We start from the raw sequence: 26,167 nt of genomic DNA on the forward strand, positions 1-26,167 counted from the left end.
GGGGATGAATAAAAAAATAAACTTTTTATACAAAAAAAGCAAAAACAGCATTGACCAAATTTAATTCATCCCCCATAATCGCGTTCTTTCAAATTTGACGCAAAACAAGCGGCAGACAAGAAACAGATGGGGTGTTAGCTCAGCTGGTAGAGCAGCGGACTTTTAATCCGTTTGTCGTGGGTTCGATCCCCGCACACCCTACCAAAATACAAAAGACGGCTCGCAGAAATGTGAGCCGTTTTTATTTTCTCAATGCCGAACGGCAACTCAGAATTTCAGATTTCAGTTTTTCGCTATTTCGAGCAAAGGTAGTTTTGTAGTTTCTTAGAATTTCGGCGTTTCAGGATTTTTTGCCGATTGACCAGTCAGCTTTTCCCCCGAGACTCACACACTTACAGCACTCAGTACTGCACATAGCCCTCCATAGCCAAACAATCAGGGGCTGACCGATGCGGCGGGTGATCCCAGTGGGGAAAGTTGGCCGTTATGCTGGCTTGACGTGGCAATTGGGATTTGCCCAAGCGGAAGCAAGTTAAATTGGGTCATTTGCTCGAATTATTTTTTTACCCATAAATTCCTGATAATGATTCAAGACTGATTGGTCAAATTGGATTTCCCCACTCTCGGTGATAACCATTAATCGATTATCGTAAAGTGCATGAAGATCTTTTCTTAGCAGATATCCATCGTTGGAGGTATTGTGGCCTAGTCTCCAGTCTCTATCTTTTTTATGTGCTGCATCAAGAGCCTTTACTACATCGCACCCGCTCACAACACATTTACCATTACATGCTAAAAATACTCTTCGTCTAAAAGCTGCCTGGTCTGGTCGCGCTTCTACAGTGACGAATCTTGCAGCTTTGATTTCAATTTCATTTGTCTCTGCCTCATTGTTCGAAGGCTCGTCAAAATTTTCTCTCCAATAGCTGTAAAGAGCCTTCCTTTCTGATTCATCATCAGAAACACCAAACTCTTTCGCAAAACCTGAAGAACACAACCCTGTTTCTTTACTAACGATCAATGCAGTAATTATCGGTTCATTCATTTCTGCAGCTTGATGACCTAAGAAATCCATTGCGTGTTTTAATGAAAAACGATCAACACCAAAAACTTCTCTCATTTGACTGTAGGTCACCACGCTTTGTTGTTTGGCAATGTTAATTAACCAATTTCTCATTGACGGTAGTTTTTCTTTATAAGAAATTTTGTCTTTTTTGTTTGTTTGAGATTCCTTCTTTTTTATCAAAGCAACAATTTGTGCTTTAACCTTAGTACCTACATTTCCGGCAGGTTTTAAACCGGTGATCCAGGTTTTATTCATTTCATCTAGGACAGCAGATATATTTTGCATGCGATATTCAATCGACTTCACAGAGCGGCCTAATTTTTCAGCCACGCGCTTGTAAAAAGACAGCTTGGAATATGGTAGATGCGCTGCTTCCAGATTAATCATTTCTATGTATGCGTCTAAGGCTGTACTTAGTTCATATTTACTCCAACTAAATAAATTTTCTTCCTTATCAATTTTTGAAAGAAAAGGTTTTCCATCAATGCTTGGATTGAATAATCTAAACCTACTCCTATCTATTTGGTATAAAACATCTTCGTCTGACTTTGGATTGTGATGCAGTCGGCTTGGTGCATTGATACTGAAGCGAACGAGATGAGCAGAAATAGTACCTGCTTTGATCTTCGGGTATCTAATCTTGAACCAGGCTAATGCTTCTTCTCTGTCAAATGAATCTCCAAGAGTGGGAGCGAGTTCAGCAATCATCTCTTTGATTAATACCCTAACAGGCTTCTCGTAGATAGCCATATGTGTGCTTTCTTATTTTGATACTTCGATTCAGGTATGTAATACTTTGAATATCATGAGCATAAAGGTTTTCGGTTTCATATTACTAAATATAAGCGTAGTTTCTTATGGCTAATACAGTACAGAAAACATTTATTGTCGACTGCAATGTTTGTAAAGCAAAAGTTGCGGCGATTGAAAAAGGATTTATTGAGGGAAACACATTCGACGATGAAGCTGGTGAACCCTATGGTCAGAGGGTGTTTCTTGGGACTTGCCCGAGTTGCACAACCATACTAGTGGGAGAATCTAATCAGATTCACTTTGAAGGTTTCAATGCCTACGAAGATTCATGGAGCGATATAGCCCGCGTATATCCTCAGCCGCCCAAATCATTTTCGAGTTGGCGCATTCCTCGTGTCGTTACTGACTCTTTAAATGAAGCAGACCGTTCCCTCCAAGCAGGCGCCAATATTGCTGCATGCATGATGCTAGGACGTGCATTAGAAGCTCTGTGCCGTGACATTTTAAAGCCTGCAGATAACGAGCTTTCACCTTCTAAAAAGCCATCAAAAAAGCTTATGCTTGGGGAAGGTATTAAAAGACTGCGTGATGATAAGGTTATTGATGAGAGGCTCTATGACTGGAGCCAACAATTACAAGCATTCCGAAACCTGGCCGCACATCCAGAAGATATTAGCATTTCAAGAGAGGATGCTTCCGACCTACAGATTTTTGTAAATGCAATTGTTGAATACGTCTATGATTTGGCTGATAGATATGATGAATTTAAAACCCGTGCAGAAAAGCGCGGGAAACAAAAAAAATAATAGATTTGATCTCGGTAAGTGCCGTTAAGGTGAGCGCAAGCTACTTAGCTTTTCAGTTTCTCAGCATTACGCATTTTTTTGCGGTTTCAGGTTGTCCATGCCCGAGCCGTTCCCGCTCGCAACCTCGAACCATGCCCATAGCGCAGCTCGCCTTTAGCCACAGACGAGCAATTAGCGGCTGGCTGATGCGGCAGTAATCCCGACTGAGATCATTGGCTGTTATGTTGGCTTGGCATGTATAAATACAACAGAATTTGGACTAAACTTTGATCTGATAAGCATCTGTCGGTGAGAACTATGTCGATTTAATCCATACTAGGAACAGTTTGAAATCTTCTTTAATTAGCCTTAAATATTCAGGAACGAGTTATGTATTGTGAAAGAATTCCCAGACTTTTAAGTCTATTGCTCTTTTTTTGTTCTATGAGTGCAATAGCAGTCGAGCCTTCAATTAGAACTTCCACTGATCTCTACTGTGAAAGCATGGCAATGGCTCTTTACGAGTCTCTAATGGATTACAAACCACCTAAATCGCCTGAAGTTGCAAAGCGTTTAGATAACTCTCAAGCTGAGACTTTGTCTGCCTGTAAAGCTATGCCTACAATTGGTGCTGCGGAAAAGAGAATTAAAGACATGACACCTCAAGAAATGTCTTTAATCTCATGCATTGGAATTGCTGAAGGCATTTTTGTTGCGAAAGCAGACTCCACTGAGAATCATGTCAGTTATTCTGAGTTGATGTCCAATCGTAAATTGATAGCTAAGGCATGTTCGACAAACAAAAAGCGTTTTTTGAGTGATCTGAAGAGCTATGGTCCCAAATATGTTTTGAAGAGTGCATATTGATTACATTTTAATTCTTCACAAACGAATCTGAATAACTCCCACAAGGTCGAAGCTGTAGGCGGATTATTATGTTGACTTAGTGTAGGAGTCTAATTTGATGCAGACGGAAGTAACTTAAGCGGTAGAACAGGATTCGATTGTTCGATGGGTGGTTCAGCGTGATAGACTCAAGGTTAACGCCTTGGGTCTTTTTTATTTTGTGGTGAGTGCTTGCAGTGTTATCTGGGTTATTTCTGGCCCGAGCGCTCTTTTTCATATTCTTCATATGTTTTGGTGTTCAGCCGTTCAAAGCATGCTTCAACTTCGCCAGGGGGCTGGCTGCGGCAGTTGTTTCTGGCGCCTTCTTTCACTCCCTCGTACTAGGCCTTATTGGTGCACGCAGTCATGGTGACGCTTAAAACAATCAGTGCGGTCAGTATTAAAGAGGGCATTGTTTTCATGTTGGGTGGCTTTCAGCGTTGGTTTTCTATGATCGATCTCAAGGTCTGACGCATGCTTTAGTGTGCATCAAGTATAACAATCAAAGAGGCGTATCGGCATGATAGAGGCAGCACTCATTTTGCATGATGAATCGCTGCAATATGATGAGCATGCTGGCTTAAAATGTGACTGTTTTTTGAGGGAAATCGATTGCTGGCGAGCATTGGCGCGGCTGCTTACAAACTCTTTCACTTGTTTGAATGTCTGAACATCCTCCTGCTTTTTGCAGAGGTATTATTGAGGTAATCATTCATTCGATAATATTCTCAGGAAAGAAGGTTTATGATGACACTATTGAGGGCGTGGTTTGTTTCGGTATTGATGCTGGTGTCAGTGAGTGCGCAAGCAACGGTTGAAAATTACGGGACGCTTTACGCAGGCACTTACCAGCCAGCAAGTGATTTTGCTTCTTTGTCAGTCAGTGGTGCGGGCAATGTGTATACGTTCACGCTGACGACCTTTGATTTAAATGCGCTGTTTACCACGAATGCGTTTATTGGGTCTATGGTGGTAAATACAACCCCAGATGTGAGAGCGAATGCTGTGACTATTTCTGCCGTGACCGGTGGCGGCGTGACGCAAGTGGGCAAGAGTAATGGTGGCGGCCCAGGTGGTGATTGGGACTTCAGGTTTACGCTTGGTCAGGGTGCAGGTGATCGCTTATTGGCTAATGAGACCATTACCTGGACGGCGACATTTTCTTCAGCGGTCAGCATTAAGGATGTTGCCTTGCATGTGCAAGGGTTGACCAAGGCGCAAGGTGACAGTGCCTGGTATACCAACTCGGTGCCGGTAACGACACCGGTGCCGGAACCTGCTGCATGGGCATTGTTACTGGCTGGCTTTGGAGTGCTGCTGGCGATGCAGAGGCGCAAGGCGGTTAACATCTAATTGCGGGTTGGTTTAGCCTGCTTTGTGGCAGGCAACAGCGTGTGAAAAGGCTTATGAGTGATCATGGGCCTTTTTCTTTTGGGCGACGGCCTGGCGGGTGTTAGCGTTGTGATTGTAATGAATTGCAAACCCATGACTGGTAACTGGTTATTTTTAAAGGCTTGTATTAGCATGGTTCAACACAGTGTATGTAAAGCTGTCTGTAAGAATAAAAAGAAGAGGTCATCAGTTAATGAGTTTACAGACTCGAATTGACGAGGCGTTATTTAACAGGCTGTTATCGGGAGCGCGCATTCCTTTAATCGGGAGTGCGTTCGGCGGTTTGTTGATTGCGTTTTCGCAATGGGGTTCTGAAAAAGGTCATTTGTTCTTGTTATGGTGCAGCGTGGTCTATGCCGTCATTGTGTTGCGCGTGTGGCTACTCAAGCGCTGCCAGCACCGGCTGGCCAAGCATGGATTCAATTATCCCCTGGCTTATCGTTACTGCCTGACCCTGGCGCTGTCAGGGCTGGCGTGGGGCGCGCTGGGGTTGCTGGTTAAAGACGCACCGCCCATGACGGTGATTATTGTGATCACGGCCATTCAGGCGATGGTAATGGGTGGTGTGGTGACCATGGCGTCGTGTATCCCGGCCTTTTTCGCTTTTAGTTTGCCCGCGATGTTGCCAACGGTGCTGGTCTTCTCGTTTAGCGAAAACCTGTCCAGCTTGATTATGGCAGTGTTTAGTGTGATTTTTTACCTGCTGATGATAGGCATTGCCTATCGTTTTAACCAGTCATTGCGGCAGGCGGCCCGTATCAGTTTTGAAAACGAGGACCTGATCGGCTCCTTGAAAGACGCTTATCACAAAATTTCTGCCCAGAACCTGGAGCTGAACCATGTGGCGCACCATGATGCGCTCACGGGCTTGCCTAACCGCAAGCTGCTGTCTTTGCGTTTGCAGCAGGCGATAGAGCTGGGACGTGTGAAGCGAACCGGCACGGCGCTGTTATATCTGGATCTTGATGGCTTTAAAGCCGTGAATGACCAACTGGGGCATGAAGCGGGCGATCTGGCCTTGATTGAAGTGGCGCAGCGCTTGAGCAAGGTGATTCGTGGCAGTGATACATTGGCGCGCGTGGGCGGTGACGAGTTTGTGATCGTGCTGTCTGATTTACCTGAGCAGGGCAAGTCTTCGGTGGAAATGGTTGGCCAGAAATGCCTGATGGTGTTTGAACGCGATTTCCAGATTCAGGGCGCCGTTTGCCGCCTGGGGACATCGATCGGTTTAACCGTATGCAAAGATGGCGAAGCCATAGAACAACTGCTGTCTGCGGCCGACAAGGCCATGTACCAGGCAAAGTTACTCGGTTGCGGGCAAATGTCCTGGGCGGTTTAGCAAGCGCCAATTAAGTAGCGTGATTGGCCTGCTGAAGTGACGCGAGTGCAGATTTTCAATTGCGTAAATTAGCTTTTGCGATAAGAATTCACACTTTGATGATTGTCATGAGAGTTGACCATGCGGCCGCAGTATAAGATTGTAATGGTATATGTGTTGGTAGGCGCTGCCTGGATCTTTTTTTCTGATAAGGTCGTTGCGCAACTGTTTACTGATCCGCGTGACCTGACGATGATGCAGGATATCAAAGGCTGGCTGTTTATCATGGTCACCGCCATGTTATTGTTTTTCCTGGTCAAGCGTGCGCTCGAAGATGCCGAAAGAGACCAGCAAAAACTGATTCACAGTTATGACCAGACCATACGTGGCTGGGTACAGGTGCTCGATTTGCGGCACAAAGAAACCAAGGATCACACTTATCGTGTGGCGGCCATGACCGTGGCGCTGGCCAGCAAAATGGGCGTGACCGACGAAGCATCGCTCAAGCTGATTGAGCGCAGTGCGATTCTGCACGATATTGGCAAGATTGGTATTCCTGATGCGGTGTTAATCAAGCCTGGCCAGCTGGATGAAGACGAAATGCGGCTGATGCGCACGCATCCGCAGATTGCGCGCGACTTGTTGGCCAACATTGATTTTCTGCGTAATTGTATGGATATTCCTTATGGTCATCATGAGCGCTGGGATGGGCATGGTTACCCTTTAGGCTTGAAAGGCGAGGAGATTCCGTTTGCTGCGCGTATTTTCTCGATTGTGGATGTGTGGGATGCTTTGATGCATCCCAGGGTGTACAAGCAGGCCTGGCCAGAAGATAAAGTGCTGGATTATATTCGCAGCGAATCCAGTATCCGTTTTGATCCGGCCGCAGTCGATGCGTTTTTTACCCATTATGAGGTCATCAAGGGCGCCGCCAGCGCGTCTTATAGTGAGGAATAGCTGGGGCGCAGTCGCTTGAGTGAGGGGGAGGTTACCTGCTAAATGTCCACATCGGGCAATTTGCCGGGCATTTATACAGGTATTTGGGGATTTGATTTGAGTCACATCCCTTACAGTAGTGGACGGGGGCTTAGGCTAAACATCCATGTCTGCACAACAATTCACATCTGCAGGGCGGGGCAAGCTAATCAGACGTTTGTGGCTGATGGTCTTGTTTTCGCTGTTAATTTGCCTCGCGTTTACGCAGGCCAGCCTTACTGCGCTCACCCTTCCGTCAGCCACCCATAAACTGGTTGTATTGTTACTTTCTTTAGGCGTGGCCTTATGGGGGGTATTAACCATCCTCATCTGGCAGCAACAACGCACTGCTCTGGCGATGCAAGCCGCAGACCTGCAAACCTTTAACCGCGTGCTGGCCGATGCTTATGCCGGTGATACGTTTAGCCCAGTCATGTTTGCACCGACCGACTCTGCCAGTGTGGAAGAAGGCTGGCAGCAATTACGTACACAGCTCACGCAACTGGATAGCGATGGCGCCTCGGTTAAACATCATCATCAACAGTTAAATCAGCTCTATCTCGCCTTGAGTCAATGTAACCAGGCGATTGTGCAGAGCCAGGATAAACACCGCCTGTTTGAACAGATTTGCCAGATTATTGTGAATTTGGGTCATGCCAATATGGCCTGGATTGGGGAGCTGGATAGAGGTAGCAAGCAGATCGTGGTGTCCAGTGCCTTTGGCTCGGGTATTAATTATCTGGACGAAGTGCTGATCTCGGCGGACCCTGCTGCCGCGAGTGGCAGAGGGCCTTGTGGTTTAAGCATGCTGTCCGATCACCCATACTGGGTGCATGATTTCCAGACCAATCCGATCAGCGCCGTATGGCATGACAAGGCCACCGAGTTTGCCTGGAAAGCTGCGGCATTTTTGCCATTGCATACTGAAGGCAAAGTTATCGGCTGCCTGTCATTGTATGCCGAGCACGAGCAGGCATTTGAACCGGATATCCAGCGCTTGCTGCAAGGCATGGTGGCGAATATTGATTTCGCCCTCGACCGTTTTGAGGTGCAGGCGCAGAACAGCCTGTTTCAAACCAATTTGCTGATGAGCGAGCAGCGTGCGCAACTGGTGCTGGAAAACGCACTGGATGCCATTGTGAATATAGACCTGCAAGGCGCGATTGTGGAGTGGAACCGGGCTGCCGCGCAGATGTTTGGTTATACGCGGGCGGAGGTGCTTGGGCGCATGCTGGAAGATGTCATTGTGCCGCCTGCCTATCGTGAGGCACATCATCAGGGCATGCGGCGTTTGCAGCAATCGGGGCAGTCGCGATTATTAGGTAAATTAATTGAAATTACCGCATTGCGACGTGATGGCAGCGAGTTTCCGGTCGAGTTGACCATCGTTGAAATCAAGCGCGACCATGAACATTATTACAGCGCGTTTATTCGTGACATCACCACCCGTAAAGAAGCAGAAGAGCGCATACGCTTTCTGGCCAATTATGATGCCTTAACAGGTCTGCCCAACCGCAATCTGCTCAATGAGCGTGTGATTGTGGAGATTGAAAAAGCCTGGGATCAGGACGGTCAGTTCGCACTGATGTTTCTGGATCTGGATCACTTTAAGGATGTGAATGATAGTTTGGGGCACCGCTACGGCGATAACCTGTTGGTCGCATTAACGCATCGATTCCAAAGCCTGGTGCGGCCGCAAGACACTATTTGCCGCCTGGGTGGCGATGAGTTTGTATTTCTGCTGGCCGAGGCTGATCATGCCATTGCCAAAGAGGTTGTCGAGCGCTTGCTGAAAGCGGTGGAGCAGCCGTTTGTGATCGACCAGTACGAGTTGACCATTACCGCATCGGTTGGGGTTGCCATCTATCCGGATGACGGTCTCGATATGGAAAGCCTGCAACGCAATGCCGATGTCGCCATGTATCGTACTAAAAAAGAAAGCCGCAATAGCTACCGGTTTTTTAGCAACCACATGCAAGTGCAAACTGCGCGTAATCTGCAATTGGTCAACGCCTTGCGTCAGGCTATTGCGCTGGGACAACTGGCGGTATATTACCAGCCGCAAGTCGCACTCGATTCTGGCCGCTTGATTGGCGTAGAGGCTTTGCTGCGCTGGAAGCATCCGCAGCTAGGGTTTATTTCACCAGCTGAATTTATTCCACTGGCCGAGTCCAGCGGCTTGATTATCTCCATCGGCAGCTGGGTGCTGGAGCAGGCCACACAGCAAATCCACGCCTGGCAGTTGGCGGGCATTAGAGACATTTCTGTCTCGGTCAACTTGTCCAGTATTCAGTTCCGCGATCCCAAACTGCCTGCGTTGGTGAAGAGTGTGCTTGAACGTTACCAGGTGTCACCGCAATGCCTGGAGTTGGAGCTGACCGAAGGCGTGGCACTGGAAAACCCGGAAGGGGCGGTGGCTATGATGGATGCACTGAGCGGCTTGGGCGTGCGTTTGTCGATAGATGATTTCGGCACTGGCTATTCTTCACTCAGCTACCTGAAAAAATTTAAAGTCTATAAACTCAAGGTCGACCAGAGCTTTGTCCGCGACATTACCACCGACGATGAGGACAAGGCGATCGTCATCGCGATTATCCAGCTGGCGCGCAGCCTGGGTATGAAAACCATTGCCGAGGGCGTGGAGACGCCGGAGCAGAAAGCCTTCTTGCAAGCGCAAGGCTGTGATGAGATGCAGGGCTATTTGCTGAGCAAACCCATGAGCAGTGACGACGCCACGACTTTCCTGCTGTCTTATTAATACCTGAGCCATATCCCCCGCCCATGTGTTTGATCGAGGCTGTACGCAGTTTGCGTGGCGGGCATCTCCCCGTTTTTGCATGTTTAATGTTGCGTTTATATATTAATTAAATTTAAATATTGTTAAAATAACTCACGAAAAGATCTTGATAAATCATTAAAGTGAGGAGTTGCACCATGAGTACCATCATGAGTAATAAGAAGGGTAGTCGCCGTATTGTTGTATCCCAGATGAAGAAAGTCAGCCTGGCTATTTTGCTGGTGGGTTTGTCCACGCAGTTACAGGCGATTGAGCTGTTAAGCGGGTTTGGTGGAGAGGCCGGTTTCGGTGAGTTGGCCATGTTGCCGAATGATGATGACTCAAGCAATGCCTTGAACCTGCCATTTGGGATTAACTTTTTTGGCCAGGATTTCAGCCGTTTTTTTATTAATAACAATGGCAACATCAGCTTCTTAAGCCCCTTGGAGAGTTATACGCCGATCGCATTCCCGGTTGCCAGCCAGCCAATGATTGCACCCTATTGGGCAGATGTGGATACGCGTGCTGGTCAGGCACCTGATCCCGTAGGCAGTAATCGTGTCTATGTGGCTTCGCCAACTGCCGATTCGGTAGTGGTGACCTGGCATAACGTTGGCTATTTTCCTGCCCAGAATGACAAACAGAACAATTTTCAATTAGTGCTGCAGAAAACGCCAGGGACGATGAATGGTAGTTTTAGTGCCGAGTTTCGTTATGACCGTTTGCAATGGACGACAGGTAGCGCCAGTGGCGGCGTCAATGGCTTGGGCGGCACGCCTGCACAAGCTGGCTATGATGCAGGCAATAATGTGAACTACGAAGTATTACCAGGCTCTTTCTCGAACGAGGTGCTGAACCTGGTCAATTTGAGCAATGTGTCTACCGCGACCCCTGGTTTATGGCGCTTCTCGTTTAATAACGGCGCCTTGCCAGGGCAAACCGCTGAAAATGCGTTTCTCCCGGTGGTTGTGGATGGCACTTATCAGTTTGAGTTTAACGTACAGTTGAATCAGCGCGTGTTTGTTGACCCGCTAGTGGCGGTTGGCTATGACTACGAAGTGTCGGGCGGCAATCAGTTTACGTCTGTATTGTTGCCGTTGCTGGCCGCTGATACGGATGGCTATGCCATTTATGCCTTAGGCGACATGACCCCTGGTGGTTTGTTGGGGACCGTGGCTGGCGGCACAGTGTTTCATTTTGCGACGCCTTTGTCAGGCTTTACGGTGGCCGGTATTGATACTGCGGCGATGCTGGATCCGGCTAACACGACAGCTTTTGTCACCGGCCTGACCTTTTTGAATGCAGGTGTTGTGCAGATGTCGCAAACACCGATCACGACATTGGTAGCACAAGTGCCTGAGCCATCTTCTTATGCCATGTTGTTATGCGGCCTGGCGGGCCTGCTGGCCATGCGCAGAAAAATGCGCGCTTAACGTTTGTTTGCCTGGCTTCTGAAACCCTGCTTTTGCAGGGTTTTTTATTGATAGATGGCTGAAAAAAGGGGCTGCTTTCAAACCTCTATAGCTTGTGATGTAATTTCACTTGACTATGTAAATGATAATTATTATCATTTGAAGACAGTTTAGCCAAGGAGAGTCATGATGAAACGTCATACGGTGGTTGGAAAAACCATGCTGGCTGGAAAAACCGCCTGCAAAGTGCTTTATCACCAGTCTTCAGACACGGTGGAGCTTGAGGTCGGTGGTACCACACTTAAATTTGAGGCCGACAGCTTTATCGTCATCAACGAAATGCTACGCAAGGCAGCGGCCCGGATTGTGATGCAGACTGAAATCGAAATGAGTATTTGAAAGAGAGATGGCCATGAATGCGATGAATATCCACGCGATGCGTTACGACCCCAGTTTGCCTGATGCTGAATCAGTGATGGCGTCACTGTTGTATGTGGCGACCTTGTATATCAAAAAGCCAACCTATGACCTGGCGAAGCAGGCCTTGCGCCTGGCCGAAACACTGACTGCGCCGGAGTATGCAGATTCAGACCTGATTTGTAGTGTATCGCGCCGCATGTGTGTGCAATGGACTTTGCTGGTCAATGAGCATGAGCAGGCTGAAACGCCACTGGCAATATAAAAAACAACCGTGTTTAGGGGTTGAGTATGAGTGAGGAAAGTATGTGTAAGAAAATTCTGTTGTCCGGCCAGGCCGGTTTTCGTGTGCATTATTGTGAAACACACCGCACGATAGAGCTTGAGATTGGTGCCATGAGTTTGCGGCTGGATGAAGACGCGCTGGAAGTGATGAGTGATGCTTTGGATGAGTCTGTCAGCAAGTTGCAGGCTTTGCATGCGACCAAAGGGTCTTTTCAGGCATTTATGCGGCAATTGAATATGCCGGATTAAGGCCCAAGCACAAAGGCTGTGATGTGTGCATCACAGCCGGTTGCTAGTCTCAATATTTGGCAGGAACGAACATTTCTTTGGGGACGGGCTCGCGGATGTAGTCGGCGTTGTAGACGCGCTTGGGCAGGACGACAGGCGCGTGTTCCACCTCCCCATATTCGATCTGGCTTAACAGATGGCTAATGCAGTTCAGGCGCGCCTTCTTTTTGTCGACGGCTTCTATGACCCACCACGGCGCTTCGGGGATATGCGTACGTTCCAGCATGACTTCCTTGGCTTTGGTGTATTGCTCCCACAAGCGGCGGGATTCCAGGTCCATGGGGCTCAGTTTCCATTGCTTGAGCGGATCGTGGATGCGCGTCATAAAGCGCAAATGCTGCTCGTCGTCGGTGATTGAGAACCAGTATTTAATTAAAATAATGCCGGAGCGCACCAGCATCTTTTCAAACTCGGGCACTGAGCGGAAAAACTCTTCGTACTCATCGTCGTTACAAAAGCCCATGACTTTCTCGACACCGGCACGGTTGTACCAGCTACGGTCAAACAGCACGATTTCACCGCCTGCTGGCAGGTGCGAAATATAGCGCTGGAAATACCACTGCGAACGCTCTCGCTCGCTGGGGGCTGGTAATGCCGCCACCCGGCAAACGCGCGGGTTCAGGCGTTGTGTGACGCGCTTAATGACGCCTCCTTTACCAGCGGCATCACGCCCTTCAAACAGCACCACGACTTTCAATTTGTTGCGCACGACCCAGTCTTGCAGTTTGACCAGTTCGCCTTGCAACCGGAACAGTTCTTTGAAATAGGTTTGGCGATCAGACAGGGTGGACTTGCTGTGCGTAGACGGTTGGCCATCCATATTGGTCGCGGCCGCAAATTCGGCCAGGATCTGGTCCATACGTTCGTCGTCCAGTTCCATTTCCAGCTCTTCATCAAAACTATCCAGCATTTCATTGTTGAATCGTTCGTCCATAGACAAGCGTTCATCAACAGCTTCAATCTCGGCAGATTTTTCAGTCGTCATGGGCGTTCCGATCAGGATAGGCAGACCTCTAATGTAGATTTAAAGCATGACAGTTTGATGACTATTGCGCACACGACCATGGTTTTTTGTCATCAATATGACATATTTCAAACCAATACTTTGGGTTCTCAATAGAACACCCGGAGAATATTGATGGAAACTTCAGCGGCTAGTCATTCGACGCTGTTACAGAGTGCGTCTAAACCTAATCTTGATAAGAAGTCTGGTGTGCTGACCATTGCGGTATTCGTCGGTTTGCTGCTCATGGGCCTGGTCTATACCGGCTTTAGCCTGATGCATGATGTGACGGATACCGGCGCACAAACGACCACCTGGTTACCATTTATTTTGCTGGGTGTGGCGCTGGTGATTGCGCTCGCCTTTGAGTTTGTGAATGGCTTTCATGATACGGCGAATGCCGTTGCGACCGTTATTTACACACATTCTTTGCCAGCAAACTTCGCGGTAATCTGGTCAGGCACGTTTAACTTCCTGGGCGTGTTAGTGTCTAGCGGCGCGGTGGCTTTCGGCATTATTTCCTTATTGCCAGTGGAGCTCATTTTGCAAGTGGGTTCTGGCGCAGGGTTTGCCATGGTATTTGCCTTGCTGATCGCCGCCATTTTGTGGAATTTAGGCACCTGGCTGCTAGGTTTGCCAGCCTCTTCCTCACACACTTTGATTGGCTCGATTATCGGTGTGGGTGTTGCCAATGCGCTGATGCATGGCCGTGATGGCACCAGCGGTGTTGATTGGGCGCAAGCGACAAAAATTGGTTACTCCTTGTTACTTTCACCTTTGATTGGTTTTTTCTTCGCGGCATTGCTATTGCTGGCGCTCAAAGCCTTGGTCAAAAGCAAAGAGCTGTACCATGAACCCAAAGGCAATAAACCACCGCCATTGTGGATACGCGGGTTGCTGATTCTGACCTGTACCGGCGTGTCGTTTGCGCATGGCTCCAATGATGGCCAAAAAGGCATGGGCCTCATTATGCTGATTCTGGTGGGGACGGTGCCTATGGCCTACGCCTTAAACCGAGCCATGCCAGTGGACCAAATGACGCAGTTTGTTGCAGTGGCGCAAGTCACCCAGCAATCACTGGAACACAACACCCGTTTAGCGCCGCCTGCCAGTGACGAAGCCGCACGTCATGTGCTGACTGAGTATGTGCGCACCAAGGCCGTGACGCCTGACGTGGTGCCTGCCTTGGCTGCCATGACCGGCAGCATAGGCGAGCAAGTGAAGTCACATGGGACCTTTGCTGAAGTGCCTGCTGAGCAGGTGGGCAACGTGCGTAACGATATGTACCTGGTGTCTGAGGCCATCCGCTTTCTGGACAAGGATGAGGGCGTCAAGTTTGATGCGGATACCAAAGCCAATGTCACTGCGTTTAAAAAGGAAATTGATGGCGCAACCAAGTTTATTCCATTATGGGTAAAAGTAGCGGTCGCGATTGCGCTTGGCCTGGGCACCATGGTGGGCTGGAAACGTATTGTGGTAACGGTTGGTGAGAAGATTGGTAAAACGCACCTGACTTATGGCCAGGGTGCCTCGGCCGAGCTGGTGGCCATGACCATGATAGGTGCCGCGGATATGTATGGGTTACCGGTTTCGACCACCCATGTGTTGTCATCTGGGGTGGCGGGGACCATGGCCGCAAACAAGTCTGGTCTGCAAATGTCCACCATCCGCAATCTGCTGATGGCCTGGGTGCTGACTTTGCCTATGGCAATGGTGTTATCAGGCAGTTTGTACTGGCTGTTCACCCATTTGTTTTAAAGTGCTTAGATTTTTAAAGTGCTTAGGTTGAGATCAGGGGCATGACAAAAGAAATGTGCAAACGCTACATTTCTTTTGTCTGGCAAAGGCTGGAAGGTTAGTGGTGATGGTTATGCTGGTGACTGCTGCTGAGCTGAGCAGGACTAAGGGCTAGTCCGGGATTTTAGACGTTACATTCTTGGTCAGGGTATTCAGCGTTTGATTCAGCGTGTCAAACGCATTGTTGTTGAGCCCGGTGTCACAGGCCACACGTTTTTGAACATCTGACAGTTTGCTGCGCAAGGCCTGGCCTTCTTCGGTCAGGCTGACAATCACCACGCGCTCATCATCTTTCTGGCGTGTGCGTTTGGTCAGTTTTTTCACTTCCAGGCGTTTGACTACCGGTGTAATGGTGGCTGGTTCCAGCATCAGTTTTTCGGCGATTTGTTTAATGGACAGCTGTTTGTATTGCCATAGTGCAACCAATACCAGATATTGCGGATAAGTCAGGTTCAGTTTGTCCAGATCGGGCTTGTAAGAGCGCAACAAGGCATGGGTTGCCGAGTAGAGCGAAAAGCACAATTGGTTTTCCAGATAGAGGTTAGGCATGAGCTTAAAAAATTATATTGTCATTAATAGGAATCATTAATCATTACAGCATCAATCGCGGTGAGTGTCTATAGCTGTTTTGTAGGAGAAACACTGGTTTTATATAAGATATGAGACATTCAGCGATAAAAGTGGTTGTTTATAGCCGATCGTAAGGTGAAAGGCCCGGCTGGGAAGCGGGGAATAGCCATTTGTTGGCATGGCCGAGAATAGATGAAAATGCGCTAAAATGAGCAGGATTTCCCGCCTGATAGCTGTGCAGTAGAAAGCCTTTTGCGTCATGTTGCCATCCGTTACTTTTCTTGACCTCGAAACCACCGGGGCTACCCCTTTACGTGACCGTATCACCGAAATTGCGCTGGTACGCTTTGATCATGGCGTGGAAACCCTGCGCTGGCAAACCTTGGTCAACCCGCAACAGCCCATCCCGCCATTTATTCAATCATTGACCGGTATTAACGATAGCATGGTGGCCGATGCACCTCTGTTTGCTGAGGTGGCAGATAAGCTGTTAGCGTTTCTGGAAGGCTCGGTGCTGGCTGCGCATAATGTGCGTTTTGATCATGGCTTTTTAAAAACTGAATTCAAGCGGCTGGGCATCACGTTGCGGCAACCGGTGCTGTGTACAGTCAAGCTCTCGCGCCTGTTATACCCGCAGCATTACAGTCATGGCATAGATGCGATTGTCGCGCGTCACCAGATCACCGGCCTGGCACGTCATCGCGCCATGGGGGACGTTGAAGCGATACTGATCATGCTCAATGATGCCAGGCGAGACTTGGGCGCAGAGGTCGTGCAAGCCGCGGCGCTCAAACTCATGGCGGCACCCACCTTGCCGCCGCATATTGATGCCAGCCTGGTTGGCGAGTTGCCCGAGGCGCCAGGCGTTTACCTGTTTTATGGCGAGAACGACTTACCTTTATATATAGGTAAAAGCGTGAATGTGCGCGCCCGCGTGCTATCGCATTTCAGTAGTGACCACGCCTCCAGTAAAGAGATGCGCATGACACAGGAAATGAAACGCTTTGAATGGATACCCGCCGCAGGCGAATTTAGCGCCTTGTTGCTGGAGTCACGGCTGGTGAAAGAGCGCATGCCGATTTATAACCGGCAATTGCGGCGCGAGCGTCAGTTGTGCAGCTGGCAGTTAGTGGCTGGTGCACAACCGATAGTCAGGCTGGTGAATGAGGATGAGATTGACCCCAGCCAAATGGCCCGTTTGTTCGGTACGTTTAGGAGCAAGCGGCAGGCGGTTGAGACCTTGCGTAAAATTGCCGACCTCAGCCATTTATGTGCCAAAACCCTGGGTCTGGAAACCGGGCGTGACGGGCCGTGTGTTGCTTACCAGCTCAAACGCTGTAAAGGCGTGTGTTGCGGGCAGGAGACGGCAGAGATGCACGCCTTGCGTGTGCAGCAGGCACTGATGGCGCATCAACTCAAAGCCTGGCCGTATCGCGGCAAGATCGGTATTGAAGAATATAACCTTGAAAATGACCTGCGCCAGATTCATGTGTTTGAGCACTGGGTGTATGTGGGCGTGGCGGTGGATGACGAGAGTTTGCTGGCTTTACGCGAGCAAAACACAGCGCTTAAGTTTGATCTTGATAGTTATAAGCTGCTGTTGAAAATGCTGTCGCAGAAAAAGACCCGTGTACTGGATCTGGCTGGTTAGGAAGGCGTTCACCAGCCGAGTACACGGGTAAGGGGTAGGGTAAGTATCAGGGCAGGTAGAAGGTGCTATTAGTAGATACTTGCTCGCCATTCGAGAGCGCTGTTACCTCAATCTGGATACGATGGCTGCCTTGCAGATCGCTCGCAGGCACTGACAAACTCAATGGCACTAATATTTCCTCAGTCGGGGCTGCTGTGAGTGTCTGCTCACTTTCCACGCGCAAGCCGTCTATGCCGCTGGCACGTACCTGATAACGCTGATTGTGTTCGGTCGCATTGGTCAGGTGCAACTGGTAAGGGTTTTCAATGCCATGGCCGGTTTCGCGGTACATGATATTGCGGTCACGCATGATATCGACTTTGAAATCCGGTTTATGCAACAGCCCGTAGCCTAACCAGGCAGTCATCAATACAAACAATCCGCTATAAATCAACACGCGTGGGCGCAATAAATGCTGCCGCAGTTTGTGTTGCCCGCTCAGGCCCGCCGCCGAAAAGCGGATCAGGTCGCGTGGGTATTGCATTTTGTCCATGACGTCATTGCAAGCGTCGATACATAGGCCGCAACTGATGCACTCATATTGCAAACCATTGCGGATATCAATGCCGACCGGACATACTTGTACGCAGATATTGCAGTCTATACACGACCCTAATCCATCAGCCTGGTAGTCCTGGTTTTTACTGCGGCCACCACGTGGTTCGCCGCGCGCACTGTCATAGGCCACAATCAAGGTGTGATTATCAAACATCGCGCTTTGAAAACGCGCATAGGGGCACATGTGCTTGCACACTTGTTCGCGCAAAAAACCGGCATTGCCATAGGTGGCCAGTCCGTAAAATCCTAGCCAGAAACAGGACCAGCCGCCCATTTGCCATTGCACCATATCGCTGAATAATTCGCGTATCGGTGTGAAATAGCCGACAAAGGTAAAGCCAGTGACCAGGGAGAAAGCCAGCCAGGCGGAGTGCTTGCTCACTTTAATGCCGGTTTTTCGCATCCCCCAGGGTTGGCTATCCAGTTTTTGCCTGGCCATGCGGTCACCTTCTATCGTGCGCTCCATCCACAAAAAAATCTCGGTATATACCGACTGTGGGCAGGAGAAGCCGCACCAGAGGCGGCCCGCCACTGCAGTAAATAAAAACAGGCCCAGAGCGCTGATGATCAGTAGCAGTGCCAGATAAAACAAATCCTGCGGAAAAATCACCAGGCCAAACAGGTAAAAGCGGTGCGTGTCGATGTCCAGCAGCAATGCCTGGCGGCCGCCGTATTGCAGCCAGGGCATGCCGTAAAACACTAATTGTGTCAGCCAGATCATCAGCCAGCGCCAATTTTTAAAATAGCCGCTGACTGAGCGTGGATACACCTTAGGTGTTTTCTGGTAAAGCGAAATAGTCTGCCCGGCGACAGGGGCTGCCACAATCGGGATCACAGGTTTACTGCGTGAAGATGTCATACAAGCACTCGGTATTAATAAGACGAATGCAGTGTAAAAGAGAAGGTGGATTTAAAACAGATTCAGTTTTTTGTTAAAAAACCATATCAGATTTGCAATATTCACGCCTGCTTGATCAATCGTCCCAGGCGTTCAATGGCCTGCAAATGCACGTGATTGACGGTATGCCCGTAATTGAGCCGGATATAACTGGCGTATTGCTGTTGTGACGAAAACATATGGCCGGGAGCGAGACTGATATTTTCGGCAATTGCTTGTTGAAACAGCTGCAAACTATCGCGTTGATCTGGCAGCTGTAGCCATAAGAAATAGCCGCCTTGCGGCAAGGTAAAGCGTACTTGTGGCGGCAGGTGCTGGTGGATGGCTTGCGAGAATTGCAGTTGCTGCAACATGAGCTGGTGCCGTAGCTGGCGCAAGTGTTTGTCATAGCCGCCTTTGGCCAGGTAGCTCGCTAATGCCAGTTGTGCTGGTATTGAGGTGGCCAGGGTGGTGGATATTTTTAAGCGGGTGATTTTTTCGGCAAAGCGCCCGGCGGATACCCAGCCGACGCGGTATCCCGGTGCCAGCGCTTTGGAAAAAGAGCTGCAATGCATCACCCAGCCTTCTTTATCCCAGGTGTTGGCAGGTAGCGGACGCTGTTTGCCAAAATATAATTCGCGGTACACATCATCTTCTATCATGGGCAATTGATAGCGTGTGATCAACTCGACCAAGGCCTGCTTTTTTTGCTCCGGCATCAGGCTGCCGGTCGGGTTCTGGAAGTTGGTCATCAGCCAGCAAGCTTTGGGTTGGTGCTGGATAATGGCGCGCTCCAATGCCGCCAGGTCTATGCCTTGCTCGGGGTGGCTGGGCACCTCAATCGCGCGCAAACCCATGCGCTCAATTGCCTGTAAAGCCGCATAAAAACTGGGCGATTCGATAATGACGCTATCGCCAGGCTGGGTCACGGCGGCCAGGCAGAGGTTGAGCGCCTCCAGTGCGCCATTGGTAATCACAATATCGCTGAGGTCAGTTGGCTTGCCATCCAGTTGGTAGCGTAAGGCAATCTGGCGCCGGAGTGCGATATCGCCCTGGCCAATATCGCTGACCGTATCTTGCGGCTGCATACGGCGCACGGTGCTGGCCATATGATCTGCCAGTTTTGACAGCGGAAATAACAACGGGCTGGGAAAGGCTGAGCCGAACGGAATCTGCTGCGGGTCTTTGATGCGCTCGAGCAGGTTGAATACCAAGTCGCTGACTTGCAGCGTGGTCGGTGTGCCTTCGTCACTGGCGGTGTGCGGTAACAGGCGTTCGCTACGCAGCGGCCCGGCGACGTAATAGCCGGAGCGCGGGCGCGTCACAATCAGGCCGCGTGCTTCTAATAGATAATAAGCCTGAAATACGGTAGACGCATTGACCTGCTTGCTGGTCTGTATCTGGCGGATGGAAGGCAGTTTATCGCCGCGTTTGAGCAGGCCTTGCTGAATCGCGCTGGCGATTTCTTCGGCGATGATTTCGTATTTTTTCACAACTGGTCCTGCCGCCGTTAAGTCTCTAATCTGATATGGTTAATTTAATCGAAACTGTGGCTGTTCGGCAATGCCTGGCAGCGATAAGCTGCGACTTTTGTTAAAAAGGCGAGTGATGCAAGTCTCAGAATTGCTGGCGTCAGCAGTGAAAAGCGTGACGCAACAGAATAAAAAACACTATGCATTGACCCTGCATGACGGCCAGGCCTTGCAACTGCGGGTCACGGACATGTTTAACGTACACTTGTTGCAGCAGGATCATCCACTTGCCTGCGTACACTTTCAACCGTTAAGCTCATTGAATAATATTGAAATGCAGCCAATGTACCGCGTGGTTTCGTTACGCACGGCTGCGGGCGAGGATACGCAGCTGTCTGCCGAATTGCTGGAGTGTGTATTTGCGGTCTATCGGTATTACACCAATGGCAGTATCCGTCCCTGGCGATACGCTGTAAAATAGCGCTTTTGGCGGCAAAAAAGGCAGTCAAACCGGCGGTCCGGCTGGACATGAAAAACATGCGCAAATATATTTGCATTCTGCAATAAATTGCGTATAATTGCGGGTTCTTTAAAAGGCGACGTTTAAGGCATCATTATGTACGCAGTGATTAAAACAGGTGGCAAACAGTACAAAGTAGCCGCTGGTGACAAATTAAAAGTAGAAAAATTGGTTGGTGATGTTGGTTCTACTGTTGTAATCGACAAAGTGTTGTTGATTGCTAACGGCGAGTCAACCACGATTGGTGCACCTTTGGTTGCTGGTGCTAAAGTCAGTGCTACCGTGGTATCGCACGGCCGTGGTGACAAGGTGATGATTTTCAAAATGCGTCGTCGTAAGCACTACCGCAAGACTCAAGGTCATCGTCAGAGCTACACAGAAATTCAAATCGACACTATTTCAGCAAAATAAGCACGTTCTGCTTGAGTAGAGCAGATTGCTAGAATAAGGAATCAAACATGGCACACAAAAAAGCAGGCGGTAGTTCACGTAACGGTCGCGACTCACAAGCCAAGCGCCTGGGCGTTAAAGCTTTCGGTGAAACAGTAGTTAACGCTGGCAGCATCATCGTTCGCCAACGTGGTACTAGAATGCACGCTGGCGAAAACGTCGGTATGGGCAAAGACCACACACTGTATGCATTGGTAGAAGGCAAAGTTAAATTTGCAATCAAAGGCGCGTTGAAGCGTCATACCGTGAGCATCGAAGCGGTTTAATCAAAGTTTTATGTAAAAAGCCCTGTCGCTTGACGGGGCTTTTTACTTTATAGTTCGCAGATTACTGTTGATACTTACAGTAAAAATTAGCGTACGAAGTTAGCTTGCTTGTTTTTTTTGCGCGCAGCGACGCAGACAGTACAAATAGTACGGCAAGAAGCGAGCACAGAAAAACATGCGAGATTACGAGTAAAGCAATTTTTATCATGAAGTTTATTGACGAAGCTACTATCAAAGTTTACGCCGGTGACGGTGGCAACGGCGTTGCCACGTTCCGCCGCGAAAAGTATGAGCCTATGGGCGGCCCCAACGGTGGTGATGGTGGTCGCGGCGGCTCTATCTTCGTCGTGGCTGACCGTAATATCAATACGCTGGTGGATTACCGCTATACGCGTACTTTTAAAGCACAACGCGGTGAGAATGGCAGCGGTTCCGATTGCTACGGCAAAGGTGGTGATGACATGATCCTGCGCGTGCCCGTCGGCACGACTATCAGCGATAAAGCCACCGGGCAGATGATGGTGGACTTGAGTGCGGATGGCCAGAAAGTGATGATGGCCAAAGGCGGCAATGGCGGCCTGGGTAATATCCACTTTAAAACCAGTACCAACCGTTCCCCGCGTCAGTGTACTAAAGGTGACCCAGGTGAGGCATTCGAGCTGTATCTGGAGTTGAAAGTCTTGGCGGACGTCGGCTTGCTTGGCATGCCTAATGCCGGTAAATCTACCTTTATCCGCTCAGTCTCTGCGGCTAAACCAAAGGTGGCCGATTATCCGTTTACCACGCTGCATCCAAACCTGGGCGTGGTGCGTGTCGACAGCAACCGCAGCTTCGTCATTGCCGATGTGCCTGGCCTGATTGAAGGTGCGGCTGAAGGGGCTGGCCTGGGCCATCAGTTCTTGCGTCATTTGCAGCGTACTTCTTTGCTGTTGCATTTGGTTGACCTGGCGCCGTTTGATGATGCGGTTGATCCGGTGCAGGAGGCCAAAGCCATCGTGAATGAGCTGAAAAAATACGACCAGGAACTTTACGATAAACCGCGCTGGCTGGTACTGAATAAAATTGACATGCTGGAAGACAGTGCGCAGAAAGTGGCTGACTTTGTCAAAGCCTATGGCTGGGATGGTCCAGTGTTCCCGATTTCGGCAATCAGTGGCATCGGCTGCCAGACGCTGACGTACGCCATCATGGACCATATTGAACAGGTGCGTGCGCAGCGCGAACTAGAAGCAGCACAACCGCAGCCAGCGACAGAATAAGTTTTATGGGCGTTTCACTCATACAAGACAGCAAAACCCTGATTGTGAAGGTCGGCTCCAGTCTGGTGACCAATAATGGCCAGGGCTTGGATAAGACTGCGATTGCGGCCTGGGCACAACAAATCAGTGCGCTGGTCAAACAAGGCAAGCAAGTGGTGCTGGTATCTAGCGGTGCGGTCGCTGAGGGCATGCAGCGACTGGGTTGGAAAAAGCGTCCGGTAGAAGTGAATGAGCTGCAAGCTGCGGCCGCTGTGGGGCAAATGGGCCTGGTGCAGATGTATGAGCAATGTTTTGCGCAACATGGTTTGCACACGGCGCAATTGTTGCTGACGCATGAGGACCTGGCCGACCGTAAGCGTTACCTGAATGCGCGCACAACCTTGCGTACCTTGCTCGATTTAAACGTCATTCCCATCATCAATGAAAATGATACGGTGGTCACCGAAGAAATTCGCTTTGGTGATAATGATACCCTTGGCGCGCTAGTCGCCAACCTGATCGAAGCCGATGCGCTGATTATCCTCACCGACCAGCAAGGCCTGTATTCTGCTGATCCGCGCAAAGACCCCAATGCGGTGTTTATCAATTTTGAAACCGCTGGTAATCCCGAGCTGGAAAGCATGGCGGGTGGCGCCGGCAGTGCCGTGGGCACCGGTGGCATGTTGACCAAGATCCTGGCTGCCAAGCGTGCGGCCAATAGCGGCGCGCATACCGTCATCGCTTCTGGCCGTGAGCCAGAGGTGTTGATGCGTTTAAGCCTGGGTGAGGCCATAGGCACACATCTAAAAGCAGGCAAAATGAAAACGCTGGCGAAGAAGCAGTGGCTGGCTGATCATTTGCGTGTGGGTGGCAAACTGGTGCTGGATGATGGTGCCGTCAGTGTGCTGAGCAAAGATGGCAAGAGTTTATTGCCGATTGGCGTGGTCGACGTATTGGGCCAGTTTGAGCGCGGTGATGTGGTCGCCTGTGTCGATGCACAAGGGAAAGAGTGGGCGCGAGGCATAGTCAATTACAATGCCAATGAAGTGCGCAGAATTAAGCGTAAACCCAGCAACGAGATTGAAAGTGTACTGGGCTATGTAGAAGAAAAAGAGTTGATACACAGAGATAATCTGGTATTGGTTTAATTGCCAACAAGACGAAGAGAGTGACAAGGCAACGTGATGAGTAAACCTTTGGTAGCCATTATTATGGGGTCGGACAGTGACTGGCCAGTGATGAAAAATGCCGCGCAAATGCTGGCAGATTTTGGTGTCGCTTACGAAGCGCGCGTGGTGTCTGCGCATCGCACGCCAGACCTGATGTTCCAGTTTGCGGAATCTGCTGCAAGCAATGGTTTCCAGGTGATTATTGCCGGTGCCGGTGGTGCTGCGCACTTGCCCGGCATGGTCGCTGCGAAAACGACTCTGCCGGTATTGGGCGTGCCTGTGCCTTCCAAGCACCTGCAAGGGCAAGACTCGCTACTGTCTATCGTGCAGATGCCTAAGGGTATCCCGGTGGCCACGTTTGCCATTGGTGATGCGGGCGCAGCGAATGCAGGTTTGTTTGCGGTTGCGATGTTGGCTAACCAGGATGCGGCGTTGGCTGAGAAGCTGGCGACTTTCCGCAAAAAACAAGCTGAAAAAGTTCATGCAATGGAGTTGAGCGAAAAACCATGACATCATCCGTAATTCAACCTTCTGCTATGTTGGGTATGTTGGGCGGCGGCCAGCTTGGCCGTTTTTTCGTCATTGCAGCGCATGAAATGGGCTACAAGGTGGCGGTGCTGGATCCTGACAAGAATAGCCCGGCGGGCATGATTGCCGATGTACATTTATGTGCGGCATACGACGATGCGGCGGCTTTGAAGGTGATGGCGGATACCTGCCAGGCGATTTCAACCGAATTTGAAAATGTGCCTGCTGAAACGCTGGCTACCTTGGCGAAATCGACCGTTGTGCATCCGAGTGCGGATGCAGTGGCGATCGCCCAGCATCGCATCAAGGAAAAAACGTTCTTCAAGGAGTCTGGCTTGCCTGTTGGGCCGTTTGTGCCAGTGACGGCTGAAAGCGATTTGCCAGAAGATGGTGATATGTACCCGGCGGTGCTGAAAGTGGCGCGCTTTGGTTACGATGGCAAAGGTCAGGCGCGTGTCGCCAACCGCGAACAAGCGGTGGCCGCCTTTCAGGGCTTTAAGCAGGAAACCTGCGTGCTGGAAAAAATGTTACCGCTGGACCTGGAAGTCTCCGTGGTGTTGGCGCGCGATGTGCATGGCAATATTGCTGCGTTCCCCACTGCTGAAAATAGCCACTTGAACGGTATTCTTGATATCAGTATCGCGCCTGCACGTTGCTCTGAAGTGATTAAAGCCAATGCGCAAGAGCTGGCGAAAAAACTGGCCAATAGCCTGAATTATGTCGGTGTATTGGGGGTGGAGTTTTTTGTGGTCGGCAACCAGTTGCTGGTGAATGAAATTGCGCCGCGTCCGCATAATTCCGGTCATTACACGCTGGATGCCTGCGTGACCAACCAGTTTGAGCAGCAAGTGCGTGTGATTACTGGCCAGGCATTAGGCAGTCCGCATTTGCATAGCAACGCAGTCATGGTGAATATTTTGGGTGATAGCTGGCTGTATAGCGGCAAGCAGGTTGAGCCTGCGTGGGATAGAGCCTTTGCGCATGGCAACCTCAAAATGCACCTGTACGGCAAGCATGAGCCGCGCAAAGCGCGCAAAATGGGGCATTTCACAGTGATTGGTGAGGACGCGCAAGCTGTGCTCAATGCCGCTAAAGTGGCGCGCAGTGAATTGCACATTGGTGAGTAACTCACACTGTTAAAAAAGCCCGGCATGTCCGGGCTTTTTTGTGTCTGGTTTTTGCTGCGTGGCGGATGTTAGTCAATAAAAAAGCCGGACATGCGTCCGGCTCTTTTAGTATGCACCCCTACTGAAATTATTCAGCAGCTTTTTTCGCGCGAGGCTTAGCAGCTTTTTTAGCTGGTGCCGCTTCGGCTTTAGGTGCAGCTGCTTTTTTCACAGAAGCCAAAGTCGCAGGTGTGTCACCGGACAATGCTTTGATCGCAGCAGTCAAACGGCTCTTATGACGAGCAGCTTTGTTTTTGTGAATGATTTTCTTGTCAGCGATACGGTCGATCACGCTAACGTTTTCTTGGTAAGAAGCCACAGCAGCAGCTTTGTCACCAGTTTGAATCGCTTTGATTACTTTTTTGATCGCAGTACGCAAAGTAGAACGCAATGCTGCATTGTGCGCATTTACTTTGACGGATTGGCGCGCGCGTTTGCGGGCTTGTGCGGTATTTGCCATATTCGTTTTATCCTGTAACTTTCAAAAGGGGTGTGATACGAAACCGTGCAT

General features: G+C 49.7%; 25 protein-coding genes and 1 tRNA gene. 20 read left to right on the forward strand and 6 right to left on the reverse strand.

Translation table 11 applies throughout. From position 1 onward, the window contains the following. Positions 1 to 128: 128 nt before the first annotated feature. A tRNA-Lys gene (locus INP79_RS03185) sits at positions 129 to 204 on the forward strand. A 328-nt stretch (positions 205 to 532) separates the two neighbouring features. Here the strand turns inward: INP79_RS03185 and INP79_RS03190 are convergent. After that, positions 533 to 1,816 carry an HNH endonuclease signature motif containing protein gene (locus INP79_RS03190; protein ID WP_194752896.1) on the reverse strand — a complete coding sequence of 428 codons (1,284 nt, stop codon included), beginning with the start codon at positions 1,814 to 1,816 and terminating at the stop codon, positions 533 to 535. Positions 1,817 to 1,923: 107 nt separating this feature from the next. Here INP79_RS03190 and INP79_RS03195 point away from each other — a divergent pair, with 107 nt between their 5' ends. The 10 genes from INP79_RS03195 (at position 1,924) to INP79_RS03240 (ending at position 12,313) form a co-directional block, all read left to right on the forward strand. After that, on the forward strand, positions 1,924 to 2,625 hold the full coding sequence (locus INP79_RS03195) for a DUF4145 domain-containing protein (RefSeq protein ID WP_194752897.1): 702 nt from the start codon (positions 1,924 to 1,926) through the stop codon (positions 2,623 to 2,625). Positions 2,626 to 3,135: 510 nt separating this feature from the next. Beyond that, on the forward strand, positions 3,136 to 3,471 hold the full coding sequence (locus INP79_RS03200) for a hypothetical protein (protein ID WP_194752898.1): 336 nt from the start codon (positions 3,136 to 3,138) through the stop codon (positions 3,469 to 3,471). A gap of 762 nt (positions 3,472 to 4,233) precedes the next feature. Further along, positions 4,234 to 4,842 (forward strand): PEP-CTERM sorting domain-containing protein, encoded by a 609-nt coding sequence (locus tag INP79_RS03205; RefSeq protein ID WP_228519694.1) that lies wholly within the window; start codon positions 4,234 to 4,236, stop codon positions 4,840 to 4,842. Positions 4,843 to 5,074: 232 nt separating this feature from the next. Then, positions 5,075 to 6,220 carry a GGDEF domain-containing protein gene (locus INP79_RS15575; protein WP_194752899.1) on the forward strand — a complete coding sequence of 382 codons (1,146 nt, stop codon included), beginning with the start codon at positions 5,075 to 5,077 and terminating at the stop codon, positions 6,218 to 6,220. Positions 6,221 to 6,340: 120 nt separating this feature from the next. After that, positions 6,341 to 7,156 carry an HD-GYP domain-containing protein gene (locus tag INP79_RS03215; protein WP_194752900.1) on the forward strand — a complete coding sequence of 272 codons (816 nt, stop codon included), beginning with the start codon at positions 6,341 to 6,343 and terminating at the stop codon, positions 7,154 to 7,156. 145 nt (positions 7,157 to 7,301) lie between these two features. After that, positions 7,302 to 9,932, forward strand: coding sequence for a bifunctional diguanylate cyclase/phosphodiesterase (locus tag INP79_RS03220; protein WP_194752901.1), 2,631 nt, complete (start codon positions 7,302 to 7,304; stop codon positions 9,930 to 9,932). Positions 9,933 to 10,120: 188 nt separating this feature from the next. Then, positions 10,121 to 11,383 carry a nidogen-like domain-containing protein gene (locus INP79_RS03225; RefSeq protein ID WP_228519695.1) on the forward strand — a complete coding sequence of 421 codons (1,263 nt, stop codon included), beginning with the start codon at positions 10,121 to 10,123 and terminating at the stop codon, positions 11,381 to 11,383. A gap of 165 nt (positions 11,384 to 11,548) precedes the next feature. Continuing rightward, positions 11,549 to 11,761 carry a hypothetical protein gene (locus INP79_RS03230; RefSeq protein ID WP_228519696.1) on the forward strand — a complete coding sequence of 71 codons (213 nt, stop codon included), beginning with the start codon at positions 11,549 to 11,551 and terminating at the stop codon, positions 11,759 to 11,761. Positions 11,762 to 11,774: 13 nt separating this feature from the next. Next, positions 11,775 to 12,044 (forward strand): hypothetical protein, encoded by a 270-nt coding sequence (locus INP79_RS03235; RefSeq protein ID WP_194752902.1) that lies wholly within the window; start codon positions 11,775 to 11,777, stop codon positions 12,042 to 12,044. Positions 12,045 to 12,085: 41 nt separating this feature from the next. Then, positions 12,086 to 12,313, forward strand: coding sequence for a hypothetical protein (locus INP79_RS03240; protein WP_228519697.1), 228 nt, complete (start codon positions 12,086 to 12,088; stop codon positions 12,311 to 12,313). A 49-nt stretch (positions 12,314 to 12,362) separates the two neighbouring features. Here INP79_RS03240 and ppk2 read toward each other — a convergent pair whose 3' ends face one another. Then, positions 12,363 to 13,337 (reverse strand): polyphosphate kinase 2, encoded by a 975-nt coding sequence (gene ppk2 / locus INP79_RS03245; RefSeq protein WP_194752903.1) that lies wholly within the window; start codon positions 13,335 to 13,337, stop codon positions 12,363 to 12,365. Between the two features lie 153 nt (positions 13,338 to 13,490). Here ppk2 and INP79_RS03250 point away from each other — a divergent pair, with 153 nt between their 5' ends. Further along, positions 13,491 to 15,113: an inorganic phosphate transporter gene (locus INP79_RS03250; protein WP_194752904.1), complete on the forward strand. Its 1,623-nt coding sequence runs from the start codon at positions 13,491 to 13,493 to the stop codon at positions 15,111 to 15,113. 150 nt (positions 15,114 to 15,263) lie between these two features. Here INP79_RS03250 and INP79_RS03255 read toward each other — a convergent pair whose 3' ends face one another. Next, positions 15,264 to 15,701 carry a MarR family winged helix-turn-helix transcriptional regulator gene (locus INP79_RS03255; protein WP_194752905.1) on the reverse strand — a complete coding sequence of 146 codons (438 nt, stop codon included), beginning with the start codon at positions 15,699 to 15,701 and terminating at the stop codon, positions 15,264 to 15,266. A 280-nt stretch (positions 15,702 to 15,981) separates the two neighbouring features. Between INP79_RS03255 and INP79_RS03260 the strand changes: the two genes are divergently transcribed. Next, positions 15,982 to 17,373 carry a 3'-5' exonuclease family protein gene (locus tag INP79_RS03260; protein WP_194752906.1) on the forward strand — a complete coding sequence of 464 codons (1,392 nt, stop codon included), beginning with the start codon at positions 15,982 to 15,984 and terminating at the stop codon, positions 17,371 to 17,373. A gap of 46 nt (positions 17,374 to 17,419) precedes the next feature. On the opposite strand, the gene ccoG is transcribed toward INP79_RS03260, so the two are convergent. Both ccoG and INP79_RS03270 read right to left on the reverse strand, forming a co-directional pair. Continuing rightward, complete coding sequence (gene ccoG / locus INP79_RS03265) at positions 17,420 to 18,829, reverse strand: cytochrome c oxidase accessory protein CcoG (protein WP_194752907.1); 1,410 nt, start codon at positions 18,827 to 18,829, stop codon at positions 17,420 to 17,422. Positions 18,830 to 18,930: 101 nt separating this feature from the next. Next, positions 18,931 to 20,340 (reverse strand): PLP-dependent aminotransferase family protein, encoded by a 1,410-nt coding sequence (locus INP79_RS03270; protein ID WP_194752908.1) that lies wholly within the window; start codon positions 20,338 to 20,340, stop codon positions 18,931 to 18,933. A gap of 115 nt (positions 20,341 to 20,455) precedes the next feature. Between INP79_RS03270 and INP79_RS03275 the strand changes: the two genes are divergently transcribed. The 7 genes from INP79_RS03275 (at position 20,456) to INP79_RS03305 (ending at position 25,617) form a co-directional block, all read left to right on the forward strand. Next, positions 20,456 to 20,800 carry a hypothetical protein gene (locus INP79_RS03275; RefSeq protein ID WP_194752909.1) on the forward strand — a complete coding sequence of 115 codons (345 nt, stop codon included), beginning with the start codon at positions 20,456 to 20,458 and terminating at the stop codon, positions 20,798 to 20,800. 135 nt (positions 20,801 to 20,935) lie between these two features. Next, the gene (rplU, locus tag INP79_RS03280) at positions 20,936 to 21,250 is read left to right on the forward strand and encodes a 50S ribosomal protein L21 (protein WP_019881452.1); all 315 of its coding nucleotides are present in this window, start codon (positions 20,936 to 20,938) and stop codon (positions 21,248 to 21,250) included. A 47-nt stretch (positions 21,251 to 21,297) separates the two neighbouring features. Continuing rightward, positions 21,298 to 21,555: a 50S ribosomal protein L27 gene (gene rpmA, locus INP79_RS03285; protein ID WP_019881453.1), complete on the forward strand. Its 258-nt coding sequence runs from the start codon at positions 21,298 to 21,300 to the stop codon at positions 21,553 to 21,555. Between the two features lie 206 nt (positions 21,556 to 21,761). Next, positions 21,762 to 22,814 carry an Obg family GTPase CgtA gene (cgtA, locus tag INP79_RS03290; RefSeq protein WP_194752910.1) on the forward strand — a complete coding sequence of 351 codons (1,053 nt, stop codon included), beginning with the start codon at positions 21,762 to 21,764 and terminating at the stop codon, positions 22,812 to 22,814. 5 nt (positions 22,815 to 22,819) lie between these two features. Beyond that, entirely contained in the window at positions 22,820 to 23,941 is a 1,122-nt protein-coding gene (proB, locus tag INP79_RS03295; RefSeq protein WP_194752911.1) for a glutamate 5-kinase, read from the forward strand. 36 nt (positions 23,942 to 23,977) lie between these two features. Further along, entirely contained in the window at positions 23,978 to 24,472 is a 495-nt protein-coding gene (gene purE, locus INP79_RS03300; protein WP_194752912.1) for a 5-(carboxyamino)imidazole ribonucleotide mutase, read from the forward strand. After that, on the forward strand, positions 24,469 to 25,617 hold the full coding sequence (locus INP79_RS03305; RefSeq protein WP_194752913.1) for a 5-(carboxyamino)imidazole ribonucleotide synthase: 1,149 nt from the start codon (positions 24,469 to 24,471) through the stop codon (positions 25,615 to 25,617). The genes purE and INP79_RS03305 overlap by 4 nt, the downstream gene beginning before the upstream one ends. A gap of 127 nt (positions 25,618 to 25,744) precedes the next feature. On the opposite strand, the gene rpsT is transcribed toward INP79_RS03305, so the two are convergent. Then, on the reverse strand, positions 25,745 to 26,116 hold the full coding sequence (gene rpsT / locus INP79_RS03310) for a 30S ribosomal protein S20 (protein WP_019881458.1): 372 nt from the start codon (positions 26,114 to 26,116) through the stop codon (positions 25,745 to 25,747). Between the last annotated feature and the right edge of the window lie 51 nt (positions 26,117 to 26,167).

The sequence above is a fragment of the Methylophilus sp. QUAN genome, assembly GCF_015354445.1.
Taxonomy (GTDB): Bacteria; Pseudomonadota; Gammaproteobacteria; order Burkholderiales; family Methylophilaceae; genus Methylophilus.